Annotated in this window: 16 protein-coding genes and 1 pseudogene; 8 read left to right on the top strand and 9 right to left on the bottom strand. The window is 72.0% G+C overall.

Features of this window, described 5'->3' with window-relative positions; all coding sequences use genetic code 11:
* The 7 genes from ACWCQK_RS36135 to glgX form a co-directional block, all read right to left on the bottom strand.
* Positions 1-1,665 carry a M4 family metallopeptidase gene (locus ACWCQK_RS36135; protein WP_451162478.1) on the bottom strand — a complete coding sequence of 555 codons (1,665 nt, stop codon included), beginning with the start codon at positions 1,663-1,665 and terminating at the stop codon, positions 1-3.
* A 301-nt stretch (positions 1,666-1,966) separates the two neighbouring features.
* Complete coding sequence (locus tag ACWCQK_RS36130; protein WP_451162476.1) at positions 1,967-4,003, bottom strand: M4 family metallopeptidase; 2,037 nt, start codon at positions 4,001-4,003, stop codon at positions 1,967-1,969.
* Positions 4,004-4,341: 338 nt separating this feature from the next.
* A complete protein-coding gene (locus ACWCQK_RS36125; protein WP_451162474.1) occupies positions 4,342-6,105 on the bottom strand; it encodes an ABC transporter ATP-binding protein in 1,764 nt (587 codons plus the stop codon).
* On the bottom strand, positions 6,102-7,832 hold the full coding sequence (locus ACWCQK_RS36120; RefSeq protein ID WP_451162472.1) for an ABC transporter ATP-binding protein: 1,731 nt from the start codon (positions 7,830-7,832) through the stop codon (positions 6,102-6,104). Before ACWCQK_RS36120 ends, ACWCQK_RS36125 begins: the two co-directional genes overlap by 4 nt.
* Before the next feature lie 17 nt (positions 7,833-7,849).
* The gene (locus ACWCQK_RS36115) at positions 7,850-9,709 is read right to left on the bottom strand and encodes an ABC transporter ATP-binding protein (RefSeq protein ID WP_451162470.1); all 1,860 of its coding nucleotides are present in this window, start codon (positions 9,707-9,709) and stop codon (positions 7,850-7,852) included.
* The gene (locus ACWCQK_RS36110) at positions 9,706-11,505 is read right to left on the bottom strand and encodes an ABC transporter ATP-binding protein (RefSeq protein ID WP_451162468.1); all 1,800 of its coding nucleotides are present in this window, start codon (positions 11,503-11,505) and stop codon (positions 9,706-9,708) included. Before ACWCQK_RS36110 ends, ACWCQK_RS36115 begins: the two co-directional genes overlap by 4 nt.
* 189 nt (positions 11,506-11,694) lie before the next feature.
* A complete protein-coding gene (gene glgX, locus ACWCQK_RS36105) occupies positions 11,695-13,956 on the bottom strand; it encodes a glycogen debranching protein GlgX (protein WP_451162466.1) in 2,262 nt (753 codons plus the stop codon).
* A 160-nt stretch (positions 13,957-14,116) separates the two neighbouring features.
* Here glgX and ACWCQK_RS36100 point away from each other — a divergent pair, with 160 nt between their 5' ends.
* The 4 genes from ACWCQK_RS36100 to ACWCQK_RS36085 all read left to right on the top strand — a co-directional run bounded on the left by ACWCQK_RS36100 (position 14,117) and on the right by ACWCQK_RS36085 (position 18,429).
* Positions 14,117-15,346 carry an Ig-like domain-containing protein gene (locus tag ACWCQK_RS36100; protein WP_451162464.1) on the top strand — a complete coding sequence of 410 codons (1,230 nt, stop codon included), beginning with the start codon at positions 14,117-14,119 and terminating at the stop codon, positions 15,344-15,346.
* A 166-nt stretch (positions 15,347-15,512) separates the two neighbouring features.
* The gene (locus ACWCQK_RS36095; RefSeq protein WP_451162462.1) at positions 15,513-16,772 is read left to right on the top strand and encodes a L,D-transpeptidase; all 1,260 of its coding nucleotides are present in this window, start codon (positions 15,513-15,515) and stop codon (positions 16,770-16,772) included.
* Positions 16,773-16,870: 98 nt separating this feature from the next.
* Positions 16,871-17,638 (top strand): enoyl-CoA hydratase/isomerase family protein, encoded by a 768-nt coding sequence (locus ACWCQK_RS36090; RefSeq protein WP_451162460.1) that lies wholly within the window; start codon positions 16,871-16,873, stop codon positions 17,636-17,638.
* Between the two features lie 287 nt (positions 17,639-17,925).
* A complete protein-coding gene (locus ACWCQK_RS36085) occupies positions 17,926-18,429 on the top strand; it encodes an ATP-binding protein (RefSeq protein WP_451162458.1) in 504 nt (167 codons plus the stop codon).
* A gap of 359 nt (positions 18,430-18,788) precedes the next feature.
* On the opposite strand, the gene ACWCQK_RS36080 is transcribed toward ACWCQK_RS36085, so the two are convergent.
* Complete coding sequence (locus tag ACWCQK_RS36080; RefSeq protein ID WP_451162456.1) at positions 18,789-19,433, bottom strand: GNAT family N-acetyltransferase; 645 nt, start codon at positions 19,431-19,433, stop codon at positions 18,789-18,791.
* A 56-nt stretch (positions 19,434-19,489) separates the two neighbouring features.
* On the opposite strand from ACWCQK_RS36080, the gene ACWCQK_RS36075 reads away from it, so the two are divergent.
* The 3 genes and pseudogenes from ACWCQK_RS36075 to ACWCQK_RS36065 all read left to right on the top strand — a co-directional run.
* Positions 19,490-20,404: a helix-turn-helix domain-containing protein gene (locus ACWCQK_RS36075; RefSeq protein WP_451162454.1), complete on the top strand. Its 915-nt coding sequence runs from the start codon at positions 19,490-19,492 to the stop codon at positions 20,402-20,404.
* A gap of 50 nt (positions 20,405-20,454) precedes the next feature.
* Positions 20,455-20,667, top strand: coding sequence for an EF-hand domain-containing protein (locus ACWCQK_RS36070; RefSeq protein ID WP_451162452.1), 213 nt, complete (start codon positions 20,455-20,457; stop codon positions 20,665-20,667).
* Positions 20,668-20,780: 113 nt separating this feature from the next.
* Positions 20,781-21,485 (top strand): annotated as a pseudogene (locus ACWCQK_RS36065) (NADPH-dependent F420 reductase); the annotation flags it as partial.
* A gap of 115 nt (positions 21,486-21,600) precedes the next feature.
* Here the strand turns inward: ACWCQK_RS36065 and ACWCQK_RS36060 are convergent.
* Positions 21,601-22,158 (bottom strand): glycoside hydrolase family 25 protein, encoded by a 558-nt coding sequence (locus ACWCQK_RS36060; RefSeq protein ID WP_451162450.1) that lies wholly within the window; start codon positions 22,156-22,158, stop codon positions 21,601-21,603.
* Between the two features lie 267 nt (positions 22,159-22,425).
* Between ACWCQK_RS36060 and ACWCQK_RS36055 the strand changes: the two genes are divergently transcribed.
* A complete protein-coding gene (locus ACWCQK_RS36055; protein WP_451162448.1) occupies positions 22,426-24,528 on the top strand; it encodes an acyltransferase family protein in 2,103 nt (700 codons plus the stop codon).
* Positions 24,529-24,642: the final 114 nt, after the last annotated feature.

Genomic DNA, 24,642 nt, shown 5'->3' with positions numbered 1-24,642 from the left:
TCAGCTCACGTTGACGGCGGTCCAGGCCGCCGCCACCGCGTTGTACTCGGTGCTGCCGGAGCCGTAGAGCGCCGCCGCCGCCGACAGGGTGCCGGTGCGGGCGGCCTTGTAGTTGGTCGTCGACGTGAAGTACGTCGTCAGCGCCTTGTACCAGATCTGGAGGGCCTTGGCGCGGCCGATGCCGGTGACCGTGGAGCCGCTGTACGTCGGCGAGTTGTAGGAGACGCCGTTGATGGTCTTGGCGCCGCTGCCCTCCGAGAGGAGGTAGAAGAAGTGGTTCGCGACGCCGGACGAGTAGTGCACGTCCTTGTTGCCGACCGTGGAGGACCAGTAGTCCGCCGAGCCGCCGTCCTTGCTGGGCTTGTCCATGTAGCGCAGCGGGGTGCCGTTGCCGTTGATGTTGATCTTCTCGCCGATGAGGTAGTCGCCGACGTCGGAGGAGTTCGCCGCGTAGAACTCGACGCCCGTGCCGAAGATGTCGGAGGTGGCCTCGTTCAGGCCACCGGACTCACCGGAGTAGTTGAGGCCCGCGGTGTTGGAGGTGACACCGTGGCTCATCTCGTGGCCCGCGACGTCCAGCGAGGTGAGCGGGTGGGTGTTGCCCGACCCGTCGCCGTACGTCATGCAGAAGCAGCTGTCGTCCCAGAACGCGTTGACGTACGCGCTGCCGTAGTGGACGCGCGAGTAGGCGGCGACGCCGTTGTTCTTGATGCCGCTGCGGCCGAAGGTGTTCTTGTAGAAGTCCCAGGTCACCTGGGCCCCGTAGGCGGCGTCGGCGGCGGCCGTCTGGTCGGTGGTGGAGCTGGAGGCGGCGCCGGTGCCCCACACGTCGTCGGCGTCGGTGAACAGCGTGCCGGTGCCGGACGTGCCGTGCTTGAGGTTGTACGTCTTGTGGCCGCCGCGCGTACCGTCGGTCAACTGGTACGTCGAGCCCGACAGGGTCGTGTTGAGGGTGACCGTGCCCGAGTAGAGGCTCTTGCCGGTGCCGGTCTCGATGCCCTGGTACGCGTAGAGCTTCTTGCCGGTGGCCGCGTCGGTGATGACGTGCAGTTCGTTGGGGGTGCCGTCGTCCTGGAGGCCGCCGACGACGGTCTCGAAGGCGAGGACCGGGGTGCCGTTGCCCGCCCAGATCACCTTGCGGGGCGCGGAGTCGGCCGCGGTCTTCGCCGAGCCGGCGGCCCGGGCCGCGCTCAGCGCCTGCTTCTCCGCCTTGCCGGCGGTGATCTGCGGCTTCACCGAGGCGACCTTGATGTCCGCCTTGAGGGACTTGGTCACACTTCTGGTCGCGCCGGACGCCGACTGGTGGACGACCAGGTCGCCGCCGAGCACCGGCAGGCCCGCGTAGGTGCGCTCGTAGCGGGTGTGCACCGCGCCGTCGACGTCCTTGACGACGTCCTTGACGACCAGCTTCTCCTTGGCGCCGAGGCCTATCGCCGTGGCGGTCGCCGGCGCGTCGGCCTGCTGCCGCTGGATGAGCGTGGTGCGGGCGGCCGAGGACAGTTGGAGGGGGGCCGCCGCGAGGGGGGTGGCCGTCCTGCCGGAGTCGGCGGGGGTCTGGGCGGCGGCGGTACCGGTGGTCAGGCCGGTGGCGAGCAGGGCTCCGGCCGCGACGGCGGTGGCGATGGCCAGAGTGGTGCGCTGGTGACGCGCGTAGAGGGGGCTCACGCAAAGCTCCTTTGTGGGGGAGTCCGGACAGGGTGGGGTACTGACCGGAGGTGATGTGAAGTAGCTGTGCTGCGGCGGTTGGGGGAAGCCTGGCATCAAGGGCGCGTACATGTCAGGACCCCGAAGTGATGTTGGCTCAAAGTCGACTACCGGGTGAACGTTGCGAGAATGTAAACGGGTCTGACCTGGGTCAAGGGGGGACCAGGGGCGCGTCCGCGCAGGGCAAAAAGGGGCGCCGCCCCGGGGAGTCGAACCACCGGGGCGGCGCCCTGTCCATGCCCGCTCGCGGCGGGCGGCGGGTCTACGGGAAGGTGATCTTCCAGCTGTTGATGTAGCCGGTGTCCTGGGCCGCCTGGTCCTGGACCCTCAACTTCCACGCACCGTTGGCGACTTCGGAGGACGCGTTGACCGTGTAGGTCGCGACCACGTTGTCCGCCGAGTCGGAGGAGCTGAAGTTCTTCAGGCGGTACGCCGTCCCGTCCGGGGCCAGCAGGTCGATCACGAGGTCACCGCGCCAGGTGTGCACGATGTCGACCGAGACCTGGAGGTTCGAGGGGGCGTTGCCGGTCCGCCCGGAGACGGTGATCGACGACGTGACGGCCGCGCCGTTGTCCGGAATCGATACGTCGGCGGTGTTCTCGAAGGAGGTGCCACCGCCGCCACCGGAGCGTGAGCCGACCGCGACGCCCGCCCAGGCGTCCTGCACGGCCTTGTACTCGGTGCTCGTCGTGCCGTAGAGCTCACCCGCCGCCGCGAGGCTGCCGGTGCGGGCCGCCGCGTAGTTGGTGGTCGAGGTGAACTTCGTGGTGAGGGCGCGGAACCAGATCTTCTCCGCCTTGTCGCGGCCGATGCCGGTGACCGGAAGGCCGTCGGAGGTCGACGAGTTGTAGCTGACGCCGTTGATGACCTTGGCGCCGCTCCCCTCGCTCAGCAGGTAGAAGAAGTGGTTCGCCGGGCCCGAGGAGTAGTGCACGTCGACCGAGCCGATGCCCGAGTACCAGCTGTCCTTGGACGCGCCGTCCTTGCTCGGCTTGTCCATGTAGCGCAGCGGCGTGCCGTTGCCGTTGATGTCGATCTCCTCGCCGATGAGGTAGTCACCGACGTCGGAGGGGTTCGCCGCGTAGAACTCGACCGCCGTGCCGAAGATGTCGGAGGTGGCCTCGTTCAGGCCACCGGACTCACCGGAGTAGTTGAGGCCCGCGGTGTTGGAGGTGACGCCGTGCGTCATCTCGTGGCCGGCCACGTCGATCGCCGTGAGCGGGTGGGTGTTGCCGGAGCCGTCGCCGTAGGTCATGCAGAAGCAGCTGTCGTCCCAGAAGGCGTTGACGTAGTTGTTGCCGTAGTGGACCCGGGAGTACGCGCCCACGCCGTCACCGCGGATGCCGGAGCGCCCCTGCACGTTCTTGTAGTAGTCCCACGTCAGCGCCGCGCCGTAGTGCGCGTCGGCGCCGGCGGTCTCCAGGTTGGACGCGCTTCCGTTGCCCCAGGTGTCGTCGGCGCCCGAGAAGAGGGTGCCCGAGCCGGAGGTGCCGCGGTTGAGGTTGTTCGTCCGGTGCCCGCCCCGGGCGGCGTCGGTCAGGGTGTACGTCGACCCCGACTGCGTGGTGCCGAGGGTGACCGTGCCGCTGTACATCGTGTTGCCGGTGCCGGTCTCGATGCCCTGGTACGTGTAGAGCTTCTTGCCGGTGGCCGCGTCCGTGATCACGTGCAGCTCGTTCGGGGTGCCGTCCTCCTGGAGGCCGCCGACGACGGTCTCGTAGGCGAGGACCGGCGTGCCGTTCGCGGCCCACACGACCTTGCGCGGCGCCCGGTCGGTGGCGGCCTTGTCGGCGCCAGCGTTCCGGGCGAGGGAGAGGGCTTGTGCCTCCGCCTTGGCGGCGGGGACGGCCGCCGTGAGCGAGGCGACCTGGATGGCGGCCCGGGTGGCCTTGGTGACGGCCGTGGTGCCACCGGACTTGGCGGTGTCCACGACCAGGTCGCCGCCGAGGACCGGGAGGCCGTCGTAGGTGCGCTCGTAGCGGGTGTGGACGGTGCCGTCGGCGTCCTTGAGGACGTCACGGACGACCAGCTTCTCCTTGGCGCCCAGGCCCAGGTCCTTGGCGGTGTCCGTCTTCGCGGCGTCGGCCGCGCGGATCAGTTCGGCGCGCTGGGCGGGGGAGAGCCGGACCGACTCGGCGCCCGGCCTGGCCTGGCCGGAGGGCGCCTGGTCGGGGGCGGCGGACGCGGCACCGGACTGCACGGCGGCGGCGATCAGCGCCGAGACGCCGACCAGGGCGACGGCGGCGGCCTTGCGGAACGGGGTGTGGGAGGTGCGTCTGCGAGAGGAAGTGCTGCTCACACTGACTCCTTCTGCGTGGCCGCGGATCGCACGGCCAGGGGAGACCGGGCGGTGAGTGAACCGTCCGGGCAGAACAAGGCGGTACGCAGAACCACGTGCATGAGAGCTGTGGCCGGCCACAGCGGCACATCTGTGGGGTTGCTGTGAAGCGGCCGTGAGAAGGGTGACAGGAGATTGCGCTCTCTGTCAGGGGCGCGTCAGGAAGTTGGCCGGAAACGGTCCGTTGTCCGGGAGTTCGTGTTCGATATACGGATTGTTGAGTCTGCTGCCCGGCGCCGGGTGGCGAGGGTGCCGCCGCGGACGCCGGGCGGCCCCGCCGCGCACCGGCGGCCGGGGTGTCAGACGGCGGAGTCCGCCGGGTCTCCGTGCCAGGTCCGCCACAGCGCCGCGTACGCCCCGCCCGCCGCCACCAGCTCCTCGTGCGTGCCGAGTTCGGTGAGACGGCCGTCCTCCATCACGGCCACCCGGTCGGCGTCATGGGCGGTGTGCAGCCGGTGCGCGATCGCGATGACCGTACGGCCCGCCAGTACGGCGGCCAGCGCGCGCTCGGTGTGCCGGGCGGTCGTCGGGTCGAGCAGCGCCGTGGCCTCGTCGAGGATCAGCGTGTGCGGGTCGGCCAGTACCACCCGCGCCAGCGCGAGTTGCTGCGCCTGCGAGCCGTCCGTGTCGCAACCGCCCTCCCCGAGCGCGGTGTCGAGGCCGTCCGGCAGCTCCCGCACCCACGCCTCGGCGCCGACCGCGCCGAGCGCCGCCCACACCTGCGCGTCCGTGGCGCCCGGTTCGGCGATCCGCAGGTTGTCGCGGACGGTGCCGAGGAAGACATGGTGCTCCTGGGTGACCAGCACGACCTGGCGGCGCAGCCGCTCCGGACCCAGCGCGGCGACCGGCACCCCGCCCACCGTCACCGAGCCGGCGTCCGGCGCGTCCACGCCCGCCAGCAGCCGGCTCAGCGTGGTCTTGCCCGCGCCGGAGGGGCCGACCACCGCTAGCCGCTCCCCGGGCCGCACGGTCAGATCGACACCGCGCAGCACCTCGCCGCCCCGTTCGTAGGCGTAGCGCACGCCGGTCACGTCGATGCGGTCGTCCGCCGGGACCGCCGAGTCCCCGGCCCCGTCCGCCCGCGGGACCCGCGCGAGCCCCTCCACCCGGGCGAACGACGCCCCGCTGCTCTGCAGTTGCTCCACCCGCATCAGGACCTCGTCCAGCGGGGTGCCGAGCTGCCTCAGATACAGCGCGGCCGCCACCACCGCCCCCAGGCTCACCCGCCCGTGCCCGTGCAGCACACCGCCGACCAGGAGCACGCCCGCCACCGGCAGGACGTAGGACACCTCCACCGTCGGGAAGAACACCGTCCGCAGGAACAGCGTGTACAGCCGGCGGCGCCGGGAGACCTCCAGCGCCTCGCGGCTCGCCGCGATCCGCCGCGGCCCGAGGCGGAACGCCTCGACGGCACGCGCCCCGGACGCGGTCGACCCGAGGATCTCCGCGACCTCCGAGCCCGCGGCGCCCTCCGCCAGATAACCGTCCCGGGCCCGGCGCAGATACCAGCGCAGTGCCACCCCGATCGGGGCCAGACAGCACACCCCCACCGCGCCGAGCAGCGGGTCGAGCGCGAAGACCGCGCCCAGCAGGAACAGCGCCTGCACGGCGTTGATCAGCAGCTCGGGCCCGGCGTCGCGCAGGGTGGTGCCGACGGTCGTCACGTCGGCCGTGCCGCGCGCCGTCAGATCGCCCGGCCCGGCCCGCTCCACCACGTCGGCGGGCAGCGCCAGCGCCCGGTCGACGAACTCCTCCCGCACCCGCGCCAGCGTCCGCTCCCCGAACCGGTGCCCCGCGTACCGGGCCCAGCGGGCCAGCAGCAACTGCACCAGCGCGCACAGTGCGATGACGGCCGCCAGCCGGTCCACCGCCCCGACACCGGCACCGGCCCGCACCTCGTCGACGATCCGCCCCAGCAGCCACGGCGCGGCGAGCCCGGCCGCGGCGGCCGCCGCGTTCAGGCCCATCACGCCCCAGAACCCCCGCCCGTCGGCCCGGACCAGCCGCACCACGGCCCGTCGCACGTCGGCGCGTCCGGCGACGGGAAGCTGCCCCCGGCTCATGCCACGACCTCCTCGGTGTCCGCGTCCGCGTCGGTGTCCGCGCCGCGCGCGACCAGGGCCCGGTAGCCGGGCTGTTCCGCCAGCAGCCGCCGGTGGGTGCCGGTGGCCGCGACCTTGCCGTCCGTCAGGTAGTGGACGGTGTCGGCGTGGTCGAGGACGAGCGGGGAGGTGCTGGTCAGCACGGTCGTACGACCGTCGCGCGCGAGCCGCAGCCGGGCGGCCACCAACGCCTCGGTGTGCGCGTCCAGCGCCGACGTCGGTTCCACCGCGAGCAGCACCTCGGGATCGCACAGCAGCGCTCGCACCAGCCGGACCCGCTGCCGCTGACCGCCCGAGAGATTGCGGGCCTGGGCGTCGACCGCCGAGTCGAGCCCGTCCGGCAGGCCCTGCACGATGTCGTCGGCCACGGCCGAGTGCACCGCGCGCCAGATGTCCCGTTCCGCCGGCTCCCGGTGGCCGCCGACCACCTCGCGCAGCGTCCCCGCGAACAGGTCGGCCTCGTGGTCGGCGACCAGGATCCGGGCCCGGACCCGCGGCAGCGGGATCTCGTCCAGCCGCGTCCCGCCCCAGGTGGCCGCCGACGGCGCGTACCGGCCCAGGCGGTCGAGGACGGCGGCCGTGTCGGCGTGCCGCGCCCCGGCCAGCACGGTCAGCCGCCCCGGCGTCACCCGCACCCCGGACTCCGGGTCGTGCAGCACGGCCGGTTCGGCCGGAGCCGCGCCCGGCCCGTCGTCCGGCTCGGGCTCCAGCCGCAGCAGCCGGACCACCCGCCGGGCGGCCACCACACCCCGGCCGAGCTGGTAGCCGCACTCGACGAGGAACGCCACCGGCACCACCAGGACCGCGACATAGCCGTACACCGCCACCAGCTCGCCGACGCTGATGTCCCCCTGGGCGGCCAGCCGGGCCCCGAGCCAGGTCACCACGGCGAGGAACAGCGTCGGCAGCCCCATCCCGAGCGCCTGCATCCAGCTCGTCACCGCACCGACCCGGTACCCCTGCTTCCGCAGCCGCCCCGAGTCCCGGCGGAAGGCGTCCGCGAACAGCCCCTTGCCACCCAGGCCGTTGAGGACCCGCAGGCCGCCCGCCAGATCGCCGATGCGCGCGGTCAGCACCCCCTGCCGCTGCCGGTACTCCGACTCGACCCCCTGCAACCGCCGCATCAGCGGCCCGACGAGCACGACGAGCACCGGCACCCCGAGCAGCACCACCGCGGCCAGCCGCGCCGACACCGAGAGCAGCAGCCCGGCGACCACGCCGTAGGCGACGAGCGCGCCGACACCGGGTCCGACCGCCGTCAGGGACTGGCTGATCGTCTGCACGTCGCCCACGCCGATCGTGACCACCTCACCGGTCCCGACCCGGCGCGAGAGCGTCGCCCCGAGCCGCACCACCTGTGCGACGACCACCTTGACCGTGCGGAAGTTGGCGTCCATCCGCACCCGGGTCATCGTGCGGTGCCGCATGATCCCCAGCCAGGCGTTGAACGCGCCGACCGCGATCAGGGCGGCGGTCCATCCGGCCAGCGCGCCCAGGTCGCCCGGCGCCAGACCGTCGTCGATCGCCCGGGACATCAGATACGGCGTCGCCGCCCCCAGCACCATCCAGACACTGGCGATCACCGCCCCCGCGACGGAGCGCCCCGGCTGCCGGGTCACCAGCCACCACAGATACCGGCCGCCGCCGCGGTGGTCGGGCGTGCCGGGGTCCTCGTACGCGTCGATCATCCTTCGGGGTCCCCCGCTCAGACCAGGCTGTCCCGCCAGGCGCGGTGCAGGTCCGAGAACCTGCCGCTGCCCGCGGTCAGGTCGGCCGGACTGCCGTCCTCCACGATCCGTCCGTGCTCCATGACCAGCACCCGGTCGGCGATCTCCACGGTCGACAGCCGGTGCGCGATCACCACCGCGGTACGGCCGCGCAGCACCGTCGACATCGCGCGCTGCACGGCCCGCTCCCCGGGGATGTCCAGCGAACTGGTCGCCTCGTCGAGGATCAGCACCGCCGGGTCGGCGAGCAGCGCCCGCGCGAAGGCGACGAGCTGACGCTGTCCGGCGGAGATACGGCCGCCCCGCTTGCGGACGTCGGTGTCGTAGCCGTCGGGCAGGGCGCTGATGAACTCGTGCGCGCCGATCGCCTTCGCGGCCCGCTCGATCTCCTCCCGGCTCGCGTCCGGGCGCCCGATGGCGATGTTCTCGGCGACCGTGCCGGAGAACAGGAACGCCTCCTGCGTCACCATGACCACCCCGCGCCGCAGTTCGGGCAGCGCGAGCTCGCGCAGGTCGACCCCGTCCAGCAGGACCCGGCCCGCGGTGGGGTCGTAGAAGCGGGCGAGCAGTTTGGCCAGGGTGGACTTGCCGGCGCCGGTCGAGCCGACGACGGCGACGGTCTGTCCGGCCGGGAGGGTCAGGTCGAAGCGGGGGAGGATCTCGCCGCCGGTGCGGTAGGCGAAACGGACGCCGTCGAAGACGACCGCGCGGCCCGGGTGTTCGCCCTTCAGGGCCGGAAGCTCCACCGGCGTCGCCGTCTCCGGCACGGACGGCGTCTGGGCCAGCAGGCCCGCGATCTTCTCCAGTGAGGCGGCCGCCGACTGGTAGGAGTTGAGGAACATGCCGAGCCGGTCGATGGGGTCGTACAGCCGCCGCAGATACAGCACCGCCGCCGCGAGCACGCCGAGCTCCAGCGAGCCGTCCGCCACCCGGTGGGCGCCCCACAGCACGGTCACCGCGAGCGCCGCGTTGGACACCAGCCGGGAGTTGACGACATAGCGGGCCATCTCCAGCAGCGCGTCGCCGTTCGTGCGCTCGTGCCGCCGGTTGAGGACGGCGAACTCGGCGTCGTTGGCGGCCTCGCGGCGGAAGGAGCGCACCGGCCGGATGCCGTTCATCGTCTCCACGAACTTCACGATCACGGCCGCGATCGCCGTGGACCGCTCCCGGTACACCTCGCCCGCGCGCCGCTGGTACAGCCGCACCAGCAGGTACAGCGGCACCGCCGAGGCCACCGCGACCGTGCCGACGCCCAGGTCCAGCCAGAGCAGCATCGCGGAGATGTACACGAACGACAGCAGGACGGTCACCAGCTCCTGGAGACCCTCGTTGAGGAGCTCGCGCAGCGACTCGACGTCCGTCGTGGAGCGGGAGATCAGCCGGCCCGAGGTGTAGCGCTCGTGGAAGTCGACACTGAGGGCCTGCGCATGGCGGAAGATCCGGCCGCGCAGGTCGAGCAGTACGTCCTGGTTCACCCGGGCGGAGACCACGGTGAACGCGTACTGCAGTACGCCGGAGCCCAGCGAGCACAGCAGATAGGCGACCGCCACCGCGAACAGCGGCCCGCGGTCGTCGTCCCGGAACGCCGGTACGGCCCGGTCGATGGCGTACGCCACCAGCAGCGGACCCGCCTGCACCGCCGCCTGCTGGAGCAGCAGCAGGACCGTGGTCAGCGCCACCCGCCGCTTCATCGGGGCCAGCAGCGAGCGCAGCAGCGCGGCCGTGGCACCGGGCGGGGTGGGCAGCACATCACGGTCGAAGGGGTCGCCGGCGTCCTCGCGGCGGGGCAGTTCCTCCTCGCCGTCGGCGGTGGGAGCGGACGTCGTGGCGGCGGTCATCGGTCGCTCTCCTCGTGGCCGGACGGTTCCCCGGACTCGTCCCCGGACATCAGCCGGGCGTACTCGGCGTTCGTGCGCAGCAGTTCCTGGTGGGTGCCGACCGCCGCGATCCGGCCGTCGGACAGCAGCGCGACCCGGTCGGCGAGCAGGACCGTGGACGGGCGGTGGGCGACGATCAGGGCGGTGGTGTCCGACAGCACCCGGCGCAGCGCGGCCTCCACGGCGGCCTCCGTGTGGACGTCCAGGGCCGACAGCGGGTCGTCGAGGACCAGGAACCCCGGCCGGCCGACCACCGCCCGCGCCAGCGCCAGCCGCTGCCGCTGTCCGCCGGACAGGCTCAGGCCCTGTTCACCGACCTGGGTGGCGGTGCCCTGCGGCAGCGCGTGCACGAAGTCGGCCTGGGCGACGGCCAGCGCCCGTTCCATCTCCGCCGCGCCCGCCTCGCCGTCGGCGCCCATCAGGACGTTCTCCCCGACGCTCGCGGAGAACAGCGTGGGTTCCTCGAAGGCGACGGCGACCTTCGCGCGCAACCGGGCCCGGGACATCGCGGTGATGTCCTCGCCGTCCAGCGTGATCCGCCCGGACGTCAGCTCGTGCAGCCGGGGGACGAGCGCGGTGAGCGTGGTCTTGCCGCTTCCGGTGGCCCCGACCAGGGCCATCGACTCACCGGGGCGGATGTGCAGCTCGATGTGGTCGAGCAGGGGCGGCGAGTCCGGCGGGGCGTCGGGATAGCGGAAGCGGACGTCGTGGAAGCGCAGTCCCCGGTCCTCGGTCCGCGCGACGGAGGCGTCCGCGGCGGACGACTCCGGCTGTTCGTCCAGCACCTCGAAGTACCGCTCGGTCGCCGTCGACGCCTCCTGGCTCATCGCCAGCAGGAAGCCGATGGACTCCACCGGCCAGCGCAGCGCCAGCGCGGTCGACAGGAAGGCCACCAGCGTGCCCGCCGACAGGCTCCCGTCCGCGACCTGCACCGACCCGACCACCAGCGCCGCCCCGATGGACAGCTCCGGCAGGGTCACGATGACCGCCCAGATCGCCGCCAGCAGCCGCGCCTTGCGCAGTTCCGTGCCGCGCAGCGTCCACGACAGCTCCCGGAACGCCCGCGCCTGACTGCGGTGGCGCCCGAACCCCTTGATGATGCGGATGCCGAGCACGCTCTCCTCGACGACCGTGGTCAGGTCGCCGACCTGGTCCTGCGCCAGTCGCGCCACCTGCGCGTACCGTCTCTCGAAGACCACGCACATGACCATCACGGGCACCGCGGGGCCGAGGATCACCAGACCCAGCGTCCAGTCCTGAAGCAGCATGATGATCACGCCGATCAGGATCGTCACGCCGTTGACCAGCAGGAACGTCAGCGGGAAGGCGAGGAACATCCGTACCAGCATCAGGTCGGTGGTCGCCCGGGACAGCAGCTGCCCCGACGCCCACCGGTCGTGGAAGGCCACCGGCAGCCGCTGGAGATGGCGGTACAGCCGGGCCCGCATCGACGCCTCGACGTGCGACAGCGGCCGCGCGACCAGCCACCGCCGCAGCCCGAACAGCAGCGCCTCGGCGAGCCCGAGCAGCAGCAGGTACAGCGCGCCCAGCCACACGCCCCCGGAGTCCCGGTCGGCGACCGGTCCGTCCACCATCCACTTCAGGACCAGCGGGATCACCAGTCCCACGCAGGAGGCGAGGATCGCGACGACCGCGGCGGTGAACAGCCGCCCCCGCACCGGGCGTACATACGGCCACAGGCGCAGCAGGGCGCGTACGGCGGAGCGGTCCTTGGGGGTGGCACGTGTAGTGGGCATCAGGACCGAGCCTACGGATCGCCACTGACAACGCCCACCGAGTTTTGGCCGGACCCGGATCGGCCGCTGGTCCTACGACCTGCGTGTTCGAGATGCCGTACCGGTCCGCACCGGGGCGCCGACCGGTCGGTCGACACCTGTTCGACACCTGTTCGGGAGGGACGGCCGCGGTGACGTCGGCGTACGCGCTCAGCCCACCCTCAGCAGCAGCACGGACCGGGCCGGCACCGTGATCGCCGTGCCCGCCCGGTGCGTCACCTCGGGGGCCTCCTCCTGCTCCTCCCGTGACGTGTCGACGACCACCTCGTACCGCTCCGCCCACGGCGCCCCGGGCAGCACGAAGCTCACCGGGCGGTCCCCGGCGTGCAGCACGGCCAGAAAGCTGTCGTCGACGATCGGCGCGCCCCGCTCGTCGCGGCCCGGGATGTCCCGCCCGGACAGATACATGCCGAGGGTGGCGGCGGGCGCGTACCAGTCCCGTTCCGTCATCTCCGAGCCCCGCGCGGTGAACCAGGCCAGATCCCGCAGCCCGTCCGCCGAGTGCGCCCGCCCGGAGAAGAACGCCCGCCGCCGCAGCACCGGATGCCGGTGGCGCAGCGCGATCAGCCGCGCCGTGAGGTCGAACAGCGCGCGCCAGCCGGGATCGTCCAGCAGGCTCCAGTCCAGCCAGCTGATCTCGTTGTCCTGGCAGTAGGCGTTGTTGTTGCCGCGCTGGGTGCGCCCCAGCTCGTCGCCCGCGACCAGCATCGGCACGCCCGTCGACAGCAGCAGGGTGGTCAGCAGGTTGCGCAGCTGCCGGCGCCGCAGCGCCCGCACCCGCGCGTCGTCGCTGCCGCCCTCGGTCCCCCCGTTCCACGACCGGTTGTCGTCGGTGCCGTCCCGGTTGCCCTCGCCGTTCGCCTCGTTGTGCTTGCGCTCGTACGACACGAGGTCGCGCAGGGTGAAACCGTCGTGCGCGGTGACGAAGTTGACGGAGGCGTACGGCCGGCGTCCGCCCCAGGCGTACAGGTCGCTCGACCCCGACAGCCGGTAGCCCATCTCGCGGACGTCCGGCAGGGCGTGCCGCCAGAAGTCCCGTACGGCGTTGCGGTAGCGGTCGTTCCACTCCGTCCACAGCGGCGGGAAAGCCCCCACCTGGTAGCCGCCCGAGCCCACGTCCCACGGCTCGGCGATGAGCTTCACCCGCCGCAGCACCGGGTCCTGGGCGATGACGGCCAGGAACGGGGAGAGCATGTCGACGTCGTGCATCGAGCGGGCCAGCGCGGCGGCGAGGTCGAAGCGGAACCCGTCGACGCCCATCTCCGACACCCAGTAGCGCAGCGAGTCGGTGATCAGACGCAGCACGTGCGGCTGGACCACGTGCAGGGTGTTGCCGCAGCCGGTGTAGTCGGCGTAGCGGCGGGCGTCCGACTGGAGCCGGTAGTAGCCGCGGTTGTCGACACCCTTCAGGGACAGCGTCGGGCCCAGCTCGCCCGCCTCCGCCGTGTGGTTGTAGACCACGTCGAGGATGACCTCGATGCCGGCCGCGTGCAGCGCCCGGACCATGCTCTTGAACTCGCCGACCTGCTGGCCGGTCGTACCGGAGGCGGCGTAACCGGCGTGCGGGGCGAAGTAGCCGATCGAGTTGTAGCCCCAGTAGTTGCGCAGCCCCCGCCGCAGCAGATGGTCCTCGTGCGCGAACTGGTGCACCGGCAGCAGCTCCACCGCCGTCACGCCCAGCCGCACCAGGTGGTCGATCGCCGCCGGGTGCGCGAGGCCCGCGTAGGTGCCGCGCAGCTCCTCGGGGATGCCGGGGTGCAGCTTGGTGAACCCCCTGACATGCAGTTCGTAGATCACCGAGTCGGCCCAGGGCGTCTTCGGACGGCGGTCGTCCGCCCACTCGTCGTCGGGCGATTCGTCGTGGACGACGACCCCCTTCGGGACGTACGGCGCCGAGTCCCGGTCGTCGCGCACGGTGTCCGCGACCTGCTGCTGTGGCCAGTCGCGCACATGTCCGTACACCTCCGGAGGCAGCCCGAAGTCGCCGTCCACCGCCCGCGCGTACGGGTCCAGGAGCAGCTTCGCCGGGTTCCAGCGGGCGCCGGTCCACGGATCCCAGCGGCCGTGCACCCGGAAGCCGTAACGCTGGCCGGGCATCACGCCCGGTACGAAGCCGTGCCAGATCTCGTGCGTCAGTTCGGTGAGGCGGGTGCGGGTCTCCCGGCTGTCCGGGCCCCGGCCGTCGAACAGGCACAGCTCGACCGCCTCCGCCCCGCCGGCCCACAGTGCGAAGTTGGTGCCCGCCACCCCGTCCGGGCCGACCCGGAACCGGGCGCCCAGCGGCGTCGGCGCGCCCGGCCACACGGGCACGCCCGGCGCCCTGCGCTGTGCGCCGTTCGTGGCGGCGGCCGGGCGCCCGTCCTCGGTGGCGCGCTCTTCCGCCACCGCCTCCTGCTCGGCTGCGCTGGACACGGTTCGGCCTCCCGCGGCTCATGACACGTCGTGGAACACGAGGAAACGGGCGTGCGGCGTCCCGGCCGCGGCTCCCCGTCGCGTCGTCCTCCCCACTGTTCTGCCCAGCTCGTGCCTCGCACTCACGTTTCCCCGGGGCGGGCCGGTCGTTGGGGTCGGTGTGAGGCACGTACAAAGGCGCGCACGGCGCGCGGGGGCCGCGCTGGCCGCCGTACTGACATGGGCAGGGCTGCTTGCGGGCGCCGTCGGCTGCGACGCGGACCCGGGGGGAGGGATCGGCGCCGGAGGGCTGTTCGGCAAGCCATCGGCGGCCGAGGACGTCATCCGGATCTCGCCGGGCGACGCCGCCAAGGGGGTGCGCACCCAGGAGCCGCTGCGGATCCGGGTGACCAGCGGCCGCCTGGAATCGGTGAAGGTCGTCAAGTCGCAGGACGCGCAGCGGACCCCGGTGCCCGGCCGGGTCTCCGCGGACGGCCTGCGCTGGGAACCCGGGGAGAAACTGGCGCTCGCCGCCGAGTACACCGTCGACGTGGTGGCCCTCGACGAGGGCGGCCACCGCTCCGCCCGGCACGCGGCGTTCACGACGTACGTCCCCCCGGAGCGGTTCATCGGGTACGTCACGCCGGAGAACCGGTCCACGGTCGGCACCGGCATGATCGTGTCGGTGGCGTTCAGCCGCGAGATCGAGAACCGGGCCGCCGTCGAACGCGCCGTCCGGGTCACCGCGAAGCCGGCCGTCGAGATCCGCCCGCACTGGTTCGGCAAGGACCGCCTCGACTTCCGCCCCCAGGAGTACTGGAAGCCCGGCACCCAGGTCACCGTCGAGGTGCGCCTGCGGGACGTCGAGGGGGCGCGCGGTGTCTACGGGCTGCAGTACCGGACGACCTCCTTCACGGTCGGCCGCAGCCAGGTCTCGCTGGTGGACGCGGCGAAGCACACCATGCAGGTGCGGCGCGACGGACAGCTGCTGGCGACCGTGCCCATCACGGCGGGCGCCCCGAAGACCACCACGTACAACGGCAAGATGGTGGTGCTGGAGATGCTCGACGTCACCCGTATGAACGGCAGCACGGTCGGCTTCGGCGGTGAGTACGACATCCCCGACGTCCCGCACGCCATGCGCCTGACCGACTCCGGCACCTTCCTGCACGGCAACTACTGGGCGCCGGACGCCCCGGGGAAGACCAACGCCAGCCACGGCTGCGTGGGCCTGCGGGACGTCAAGGGCGGCAGCCCGGACACGCCCGCGGGCTGGTTCTACGACCGCAGCCTGATCGGTGACGTCATCGAGGTCGTCCACAGCAATGACAAAACGGTCTCTCCCGGCAACGGGCTCGGAGGCTGGAACATGGGGTGGAAGGAGTGGAAAGCGGGCGGCGCGGGCAAGTAGCCAGGTGGGACGCGGGGTCCGGGGGCGCGGGGCGGCGGGAGTTGGGACTGAACGGTGACAATCACCGGGCTCCGGCCGCCCTGATCATGTGGTTAATATGCGCCAATGTGCGCGTGGGACGCGCTGTGGTGCGGGCTGGGCCGGGGGCCCGGCGAGGGGAGAACAAGTGAACGTGCGACCGATATCGGGGGCGTCGGTTGACGCGCGCGCGGGTCTGACCCGGGGACGGGGCCGCGGGGGACTGCGGGCGCTGGCACTCGGCGTGCTGCTGGTGACCGTCACCGCCTGCGGCGGAGGCGACTCGGACTCGGGGTCAGGCGACGGCAAGGACAAGAACAAGGCCTCGGCCGCCGCGCAGAGCGCGCAGTCGGAGGCGGTCGTCACCATCGTGCCGAAGGCCGGCGCCAAGGAGGTCGACACCAGCGGCGTCCTCAAGGTCACCGCCGCCAAGGGCAAGCTGACCGAGGTCTCGGTCAAGGACACCAAGGGCACGCGGGTCGACGGCGCGATCTCGGCGGACGGCACCGGCTGGACGCCCGCCACCCATCTGGCGGCGTCCACCAAGTACGAGGTGCACGCGGTGGCCAAGGACGCCAAGGGCCGCACGGCCGCCGAGGACTCCTCCTTCACCACGCTGAGCCCGCAGAACACCTTCGTCGGCAACTTCACGCCCGAGGACGGCTCCACCGTCGGTGTCGGCATGCCGTTCTCGGTCCGCTTCACGCGCGGCATCACCAAGCCGCAGGAGGTGGAGAAGGCCATCGAGATCAAGACCGAGCCGGCCGTCGACGTCGAGGGCCACTGGTTCGGCAACGACCGCCTGGACTTCCGGCCCGAGACGTACTGGCAGTCCGGCACCAAGGTCACGGTGAAGCTGAACCTCGACGGCGTCGAGGGCCGCAAGGGCGTCTACGGCAAGCAGTCCAAGACCGTCTCGTTCACCATCGGCCGCAACCAGGTGTCCGTCGTGGACGCCAAGAAGCACACGATGAAGGTCACGCAGGACGGCAAGGTCGTCAAGACCATCCCGGTCACCACCGGCAAGTCGGGCTACGCCACCTGGAACGGCCAGATGGTCATCAGCGAGAAGTTCACGGTCACCCGGATGAACGGCGACACCGTGGGCTACGACGGCGAGTACGACATCAAGGACGTCCCGCACGCCATGCGCCTGACCAACTCGGGCACCTTCGTGCACGGCAACTACTGGGCCGGCGGCGCCTTCGGCAACTACAACGCCAGCCACGGCTGCATCGGCCTGCGGGACGTGCGCGGCGGCTACGACAGCGGAGTCCCGGCCGCCTGGTTCTTCAACCACTCGATCGTCGGTGACGTGGTGGAGGTCAAGAACTCCACCGACCCGACGGTCGACCCGGCCAACGGCTTCAACGGCTGGAACATGTCGTGGGACAAGTGGAAGGCCTGAGCGGCGACCGCAGGCCCTGAGCGGCGACCATGAGTACGGCCCCGGTGTGAGGTACGGCACCGGGGCCGTACGCCGTTAGTCCCCGTTAACCTGCTGGCATGACTGTGCATCTTGAAGTCGCCGAGGGCGTGGGGACCATCCGCCTGGACCGTCCGCCGATGAACGCGCTGGACGTGGCCGTCCAGGACCGCCTCAGGGAACTGGCCGAGGAGGCCACCCGCCGCGAGGACGTGCGCGCGGTGGTGCTGTACGGCGGGGAGAAGGTGTTCGCGGCGGGCGCGGACATCAAGGAGATGCAGGCGATGGACCATACGGCGATGGTCCTGCGCTCACGCGGCCTGCAGGACTCGTTCAGCGCGGTGGCCCGCATCCCCAAGCCGGTGGTCGCGGCCGTCACCGGCTACGCGCTGGGCGGCGGCTGCGAGTTGGCCCTGTGCGCGGACTACCGGATCGCGGCGGACGACGCCAAGCTCGGCCAGCCGGAGATCCTGCTCGGCCTGATCCCGGGCGCGGGCGGCACCCAGCGCCTGGCCCGGCTGATCGGCCCCTCCAAGGCGAAGGACCTGATCTTCACGGGCCGCATGGTGAAGGCCGAGGAGGCGCTGGCGCTCGGCCTGGTGGACCGGGTGGTCCCGGCCGCCGAGGTCTACCCGGCGGCGCACGCCTGGGCGGCGAAGCTGGCTCAGGGCCCGGCGCTCGCGCTGCGCGCGGCGAAGGAGTCGATCGACACGGGTCTGGAGACGGACATCGAGACCGGCCTGGCGGTGGAGCGCAACTGGTTCGCGGGTCTGTTCGCGACGGAGGACCGTGAGCGCGGGATGCGCAGCTTCGTCGAGGAGGGGCCGGGCAAGGCCAAGTTCCTCTGAAAACCGGGCGGTGAATCTTCCCCGAACCCCTTGCAATTGACGGGGTGTCTGACCCGCGTCCCTCGATGGGGCAGTTTATGGCGGCCTTAAGGCAACCTTAAGCCTGCCTTGTCGAGGGAGCCCGTCGATTGCCGTCGGCCGACCCGTCGCCGCAGGTCGGAGAGGCTGTGGAGACCGCCGAACTGCCAACGGCATATGCCGATCGAATCGAGCGGAACGTCCCGTTCCGGGGGGCGTATTCCTCCAGAACGGCCCCGGAGGCGTCCTCGGGCCGCCATGATGGGGGCATGGCGGGGCTGGAAGGCATCGAACAGCCGCGGGGACAGGGCCGTCCGACCGCGGCGCGCTGGTCGCCCGCGGTCGAGGACGAACAGGCGCTCAAGGCGCTGGAGTTGTGCGGCAATCCGACCGAGGCGGAGGTTTCGCTGCCGTCCCGCCCCGAATCCGCGGCCACCGCGCGCCGGCTGGCCCAGGTGGTGGTCCTGCGCCAATGGGGCCTGACCCCCAGGATGACGGAGGACGCCGTCCTGCTGGTCTCCGAACTCGTCGGCAACGCCGTACGCCACACCGGAGCCCGGGTCTTCGGCCTCCGGATGCGCCGCCGCCGGGGCTGGATCCGCGTCGAGGTCCGCGACCCCTCCCGCGGCCTGCCCTGTCTGATGCCGGTGCAGGAGCTGGACATCAGCGGCCGGGGCCTGTTCCTCGTCGACAAGCTCTCCGACCGGTGGGGGGTCGACCTGCTGCCGCGGGGAAAGACGACCTGGTTCGAGATGAGGGTGACGGACCGCTGACACCGACACGGTCCGCACGGAGGCCGGGCAGCACCGGCCACATCGCAGCCGCAGACCGGACGACCCCGGCTTCGCCGACCGCCGACCGCCGGGCGACTCCAGCTTCCCTGCTGCCGTGCACCGGGCGCCTCCAGCCTCACCGCACCGACCGCAGGACGACTCTGGCCTCACCGCAGCCGACCGCCTCCGGCCTACCGCAACCGCGCACGCCGGACGACCCCGGCTTCGCTGCTGCCGCACGCCGGGTGCCTTCGACCTCACCGCTGCCGACCGCCGGGAGCCCCCGCCTCACCGCAGCCGCATGCCGACCGCCTCCGGCCGCACCGCACCGACCCCGGGCAGCGCCGGGCGCTCCCGCCTCACCGTCGCCGGACGCTGAGCAGTGCCTCCGAGCCCACCGGAAGGTAACCGGCCGCCTGGAACGCCCGCAGGCTGCGGGCGTTGCCCGGCGAGATCTGGGCCCACACCGGTTCGCCCCCGCCCAGGTGCCGGGCCGCCGTCACCAGCCGCCGTCCCAGCCCCCGGTGCCGTACGTCCTCGGCCACCTCGACCGCGACCTCCAGCCGCCCCGCGACCCCGCGCCCCAGCACCAGCACCCCGCCCTCGGCGGTCCACACCCGTACGTCGTCACGCCGTCGGCGGGAGCTGACGACCCGCGGATGGCGCGGATCCGCCAGTTCCGTCAGGGGCAGCGGCGGCTCGCCCGGCAGCGGGGAGCCGACCGCGAGCAGGTCGATCGTGTCGTTCGCCCGTCCCGTCCGGTCCAGGAGGGCCGTCAGGAACCGGGGGTTCATGGCCGCCGCGAGCGGATCGCAGTCCGCCGTCCGCAGTGCCTGCCGCACCCACCGCGGGTCCTCGTCCGTGAAGACGACGGAGTGCGCGGTGAAGGCGATGACCCCGGCGTCGCGCGGGCCGTGCTGCGCCACGACGGTCGTACCGCCGTCCGCCGGCGGGAAGACGCCCCGGGCCGCCGCGTCGAGAATGTCCCGCAGGGTCTGCGCCATCCCGGCCCGTCTCCTCGCTTGAGTCTCCACCCGCTGGAGGGCCCAGACTCGCAGACATGATCGAGGACGGCACCGGACTTCTCACCATCGGGGAACTGGCCCGGGCGACCGGTCTGACCGTGCGCACCATCCGTTACTGGTCCGACGAGGGCGCCCTGCCCCCGGTGGGCCGTTCCGCGGGCGGCTACCGCCTCTACGACGCCGCGTCGGTCGCCCGCCTGGAACTGGTCCGCACCCTGCGTGAACTGGGTCTCGGCCTGGAGGACGTACGCAAGGTGCTGGCCGGCGAGACGACGGTCGCGCAGGTCGCGGCCGCGCATGTGAAGGCGCTCGACGCGCAGATCGGCGCGCTGCGGGTGACCCGTGCGGTGCTGTCGACCGTGGCGCGACGCGGTTCCACCGCGGAGGAGATGACTCTGATGAACAGACTGGCCCGGCTGTCGGCCGCCGAGCGCGGGCGGATCGTCGACGACTTCACGACGGAGATCTTCGAGGGGATCGACACGGCGGACCCCGACATCCGCCGGCGGATGCGGTTCGCCGCCGCGAGCCTGCCCGACGACCCCACCCCCGAGCAGGTGGACGCCTGGGTCGAGCTCGCGGAGCTGATCCAGGACCCGGAGTTCCGGGCCCTGATGCGGCGGATGATCGAGTTCAACGCGGCGGACCGGGGCCCCGACGTCCCGCCGGGCACCTCGCTCTGGTTCATGAGCCGGTTCGTCCAGCTCGCCGGCGAGGCACTGCGCCAGGGCGTCGCCCCCGAGGCGCCGGAGGCCGAGGACCTGCTGCGCGGACTGCTGGGCGACGCCGACCGGGCCGCCGTACTGGAACGGCTGACCGCGGCCTCGAACATCCGCGTCGCCCGTTACCGCGAGCTGTCGGCCGTCCTGCGGGGCCTCGGGCCCCAGTCCGCGTACGAGGAGGAGTTCACCTGGGTGGTCGCTGCGCTGCGGCTGAGGGCAGGCCGTTAATCTGACCTGCGACAGCACGACGGCAAGGTACGACGAAAAGGGGCGGATCGATGGCCGACATCGAGGAAGCACGCAAGCACTTCCAGCGGATCGACACGGACGGCGACGGCTTCATCACCGCCGCCGAGTTCAAGGTCGCCCTGGCCCAGGGGGGCGACTGGAACGTCACGGAGTCGGTCGCGGAGGTCATCATCAAGACCCGTGACCTCAACGGCGACAAGGTTCTGTCGTTCGACGAGTTCTGGACCTACCTGAGCAAGTGACGTGCGGGGAAGGGGTGCCCGGCCGTCATGGCGGCGGGCTCCCCGTCCGCGTCCTCACCCGTTCGGAGCACAGCCCGGAATAGCCTTCGGGGAAGGGGAGTTGGTGCTGGCCAAGTACAGGCCGTGCCAGCACACCAACCCGGAAGAGGCGAGTCATGAAGATCGGCATCATCGGCGCCGGCAACATCGGCGGCAACCTCACCCGGCGGCTCACCGCGATCGGCCACGACGTGTTCGTGGCCAACTCCCGTGGGCCGCGGACGCTCACCGAACTGGCCAGGGAGACCGGAGCCACCCCGGTCCCGGTCGAGGAAGCGGCCCGCGCCGCAGAGATCGTCGTGGTCACCGTCCCGATGAAGGCGGTCCCGGACCTCCCGCCCGGCCTGCTGGACGGCGCCGCGGCGGACGTCGCCGTCATCGACACCGGCAACTACTACCCCCGGCAGCGGGACGGACGGATCGACGCGATCGAGGACGAGGGCCTCACCGAGAGCCGCTGGACGGAACGGCAGCTCGGCCACCCCGTGATCAAGGCCTTCAACGGCACCTTCGCGCAGGACATCCTGGACCGCCCGCGCCCGATCGGCGACCCCGACCGGATCGCGCTGCCGGTGGCCGGCGACGACGAGGCGGCCAAGCGGAAGGTGCGCGCGCTGATCGACGAGCTCGGCTTCGACACCGTCGACGCGGGCGGCATCGACGACTCCTGGCGCCAGCAGCCCGACACCCCGGTCTACGGACTGCGGGCCGGCACCGAAGCGGTCACCAAGGCCCTCGGCGAGGCGTCACAGGAGCGCAAGCCGGAGTTCCGCGCCTAGCGCCTCCGCCCGGACGGTTCCCGGCAGCGGGTGCGGCCGTCCGGCGGCCCGGAGCGGATCGGCTCCCCGGGCCGCCGGACGGCCGGGCGGGACTCTTCCGCCACCCGCCGGGCGCTCAGTCCACGGTCGCCCACTCCCGCAGGGCGGCCTTGCTCGCGAAGTCCGCCACGTCCTTGTCCAGCGGTTCGTCGGTGTACTGGTGGAAGCGCCACGTCGCCTTGATGCGCGGCTTGCCCGCGGTGACGTAGTCGGCGATCCAGAGGCCGTCGCCCGCGTACGAGGTGGTGTCGACGTTGAGCCAGAAATTGCGGTTCGTGTACAGGACGACCCGGTTGCGGGGCCGCAGTTCCTTCACCTTCCGGATGAACCGGTCCTTCTCCGCGTTGCTCGCGTGCGTGCCCTCGCCGGTCGTCTCCCAGTCGACGGCGAGGATCTCGCCCGCCTTCTCGGGGGCCTTGCTCACGAAGTACTCCGCCTGCGCGGTGATGTTGCCGGGCCACAGGAAGTGGTAGTAGCCGACGACCAGACCGGCGTCGCGGCCGTGCTTCGTCTGGGCGGTGAGTCTGGGGTTGACGTACGAACGGCCCTCCGACGCCTTGATGAAGACGAAGGAGAGACCGTCCGTGTCGTACGCGGAGGGCTGATAAGCGCTCACGTCTATGCCGCGCAGCATGTGAGGGGCTCCTTTGACTGTCGGTGGGGGACAGGAGTCGGAGTGGGTGTATGCCCACCCTGGCACGGGTGATTCATCGACGGAGGTGAATCCGTTTTCTCTGTTCACTCGGCATTCGCACTGAGTTTTCCGGAATATGGGTGCGGCAGGCTTGATGACCACCGATCGAATCGAATGCAGTGACAGAACACCGCGGAACACAACCGTCCGCACGGGACGGCTGTCTATCACAGCGTCGATTCCGCACCACCGATGCAAGGAAACACAGTGCAGACGCCCCTCCACGAGGTTCCCGCCGTCCGGCCCGCGGACGCGCCGGCGCCCGCCGTGCCGCACCCGGTACGGCTCGACGTCCAGGGACTTCGCGCCCTGGCGGTGTCCCTCGTCGTCCTCGCCCACGCCGGTGTGCGGGAGTTCAGCGGTGGCTATGTCGGCGTCGATGTCTTTTTCGTCATCTCGGGCTTTCTCATCACTTCGCTGCTGCTTCGTGAATTGTCCACCACGGACGCCATATCGATCAAAAAGTTCTACGCTCGCCGGGCACTGCGGCTGCTTCCCGCGTCGACGTTCGTCGTCGTCACCACCCTGATCGGCTCCTGGCTGTTCCTGTCGAAGGTCCGCTTCGAGGAGTACGTGGGCGACGCGGTGAGCAGCGCCCTGTACGCGGTGAATCTCCGGCTGGCCGCCAACGGCACCGACTACCTCGCCGAGGGCAGCCCGCCGTCCCCGTTCCAGCACTTCTGGTCGCTGGCCGTGGAGGAGCAGTTCTATCTGCTCTGGCCGCTGCTGCTGCTGGTCAGCTGGCGGCTGCTGCGTCGCCGTGCCGCGCTGGCTGTGCCGCTGGCCGCGCTCAGCCTGGGCTCGTTCTGGCTGAGTGTCACGGTGACCGAAGGCTCGGCGTCCTGGGGGTACTTCGGCTCGCACACCCGCTTCTGGGAACTGGGCGCCGGCGCGCTGCTCGCCCTGTCCGCCGAGCGGCTCGGCCGGCTGCCCGCCCAGGTCGCGGCGCCGATGACCTGGATCGGCCTGGCCTGCGTCCTGCTGGCGGCCGTCCGCTTCGACAGCGACACCCCCTTCCCCGGGTACCACGCCCTGCTGCCGGTCCTCGGGGCCGCGCTCGTGCTGGCCGGCGGCTGCTCACCCGCGCCGTACGGCGCCGGGTTGCTGCTCGCCCGGCGGCCGGCGGTCTGGCTCGGCGGGCTGTCGTACAGCTGGTACCTGTGGCACTGGCCGCTGCTCGTCATCGGGCCCATGGCGGTGGGCAGGACCGGCGGGGTCCGGCCGGCGCTCGCGTTCTCCCTGCTCGCCCTGCCGCTGGCCTGGGCGACGCTGCACCTGGTGGAGAACCCCGTACGCTTCCACACCGCGTTCCGCGGCCGGCCCCGCCGTGCCCTCGCGCTCGGGGCCGTCCTGTCGGCGGGCACCGCGGTGATCGCCCTGACGGCGTCCCTCGTCCCGCCGCCGATCGACTCCGGCAGGGCGGCGCCGGACGTACGGCGGGAGCTCGCGAGCGCGGCGGACCCGGATCAGCGCGTGGAGCGACTGCTGGAGACGTCCGCGACGAGCCTGCCGAGCAATCTCGTACCGGCCCTGACCGACATCAAGGCGGTCAGATCCCCGATCTACCGGGACGGCTGTCACGCCAGCTACGGCAGCACACGCACACCGTCGTGCGTCTACGGCGACCCCGCCTCGCACGACGTGGTCGTGCTCTTCGGCGATTCCCACGCCGCCCAGTGGTTCCCCGCACTCGACCTGCTCGCGCGCGCCCACCACTGGAAACTGGTCTCGCTGACGAAGGCGTCCTGCAAGACGGCCGCGGTGACCATCGTCCACGAGGGCGCGCCGTACGCGTCCTGCGACACCTGGCGGGACCGGGCGATCACCCGGATCAAGGACCTGCACCCCGCGCTGGTGATCGTCTCCTCCTCCGAGGCGGGCGACCCGGCCCGTCCGACGGCCGATCCCGGCCGGCAGTGGACCGACGGGTTCCGCACCACCTTCGACGCGCTCGGCGCCTCGGGGGCCCGGATCGCCGTACTGCTCGACACCCCCTGGCCGAAGACGGACGCGGTCGACTGCGCGGCGCTGTACCCGATGCGGCTGACCCGGTGCGCGAACCACCTGCCCGAGGCGGTCCAGGACCCGTCCCGGCGGGCGGCGGTCACGGCCGCGGCGACGTCGGCCGGCGCCGCGCTGATCGACCCGCGGCCCTGGCTGTGCACCCGCGCCGGCACCTGCCCGGTGCTGGTCGGGAACATCCTCGTCTACCGCGACGACAGCCACCTGTCCGAGGGGTACGCGGCGGCCCTCGCCCCGGTCCTCGACGACCGCCTGACCGAAGCGCTGGGGGGCCGGGCGGGCCGCTGAGCGGGGCGCATCCCGCCGGCGCGCGAGGCCGGCGCTCGATCTCCGGCTCATTCCCTGGAGCCCCGCTACGGAGGCCTCGTGACGGACCGTCGTACCCCCGAAGAGTGAGAACAT

Source organism: Streptomyces sp. NPDC002306, from assembly GCF_053593435.1.
This window is presented reverse-complemented; position numbering and strand designations above follow the sequence as displayed.

Excerpts from the sequence above, each read along its gene's own strand:
- ACWCQK_RS36125 (WP_451162474.1), bottom strand. The coding sequence starts at position 6,105 with ATGAGCCGGGGGCAGCTTCCCGTCGCCGGACGCGCCGACGTGCGACGG.
- ACWCQK_RS36120 (WP_451162472.1), bottom strand. The coding sequence starts at position 7,832 with ATGATCGACGCGTACGAGGACCCCGGCACGCCCGACCACCGCGGCGGC.
- ACWCQK_RS36115 (WP_451162470.1), bottom strand. The coding sequence starts at position 9,709 with ATGACCGCCGCCACGACGTCCGCTCCCACCGCCGACGGCGAGGAGGAA.
- ACWCQK_RS36110 (WP_451162468.1), bottom strand. The coding sequence starts at position 11,505 with ATGCCCACTACACGTGCCACCCCCAAGGACCGCTCCGCCGTACGCGCC.
- ACWCQK_RS36090 (WP_451162460.1), top strand. The coding sequence starts at position 16,871 with ATGACTGTGCATCTTGAAGTCGCCGAGGGCGTGGGGACCATCCGCCTG.
- ACWCQK_RS36085 (WP_451162458.1), top strand. The coding sequence starts at position 17,926 with ATGGCGGGGCTGGAAGGCATCGAACAGCCGCGGGGACAGGGCCGTCCG.
- ACWCQK_RS36080 (WP_451162456.1), bottom strand. The coding sequence starts at position 19,433 with ATGGCGCAGACCCTGCGGGACATTCTCGACGCGGCGGCCCGGGGCGTC.
- ACWCQK_RS36075 (WP_451162454.1), top strand. The coding sequence starts at position 19,490 with ATGATCGAGGACGGCACCGGACTTCTCACCATCGGGGAACTGGCCCGG.
- ACWCQK_RS36070 (WP_451162452.1), top strand. The coding sequence starts at position 20,455 with ATGGCCGACATCGAGGAAGCACGCAAGCACTTCCAGCGGATCGACACG.
- ACWCQK_RS36060 (WP_451162450.1), bottom strand. The coding sequence starts at position 22,158 with ATGCTGCGCGGCATAGACGTGAGCGCTTATCAGCCCTCCGCGTACGAC.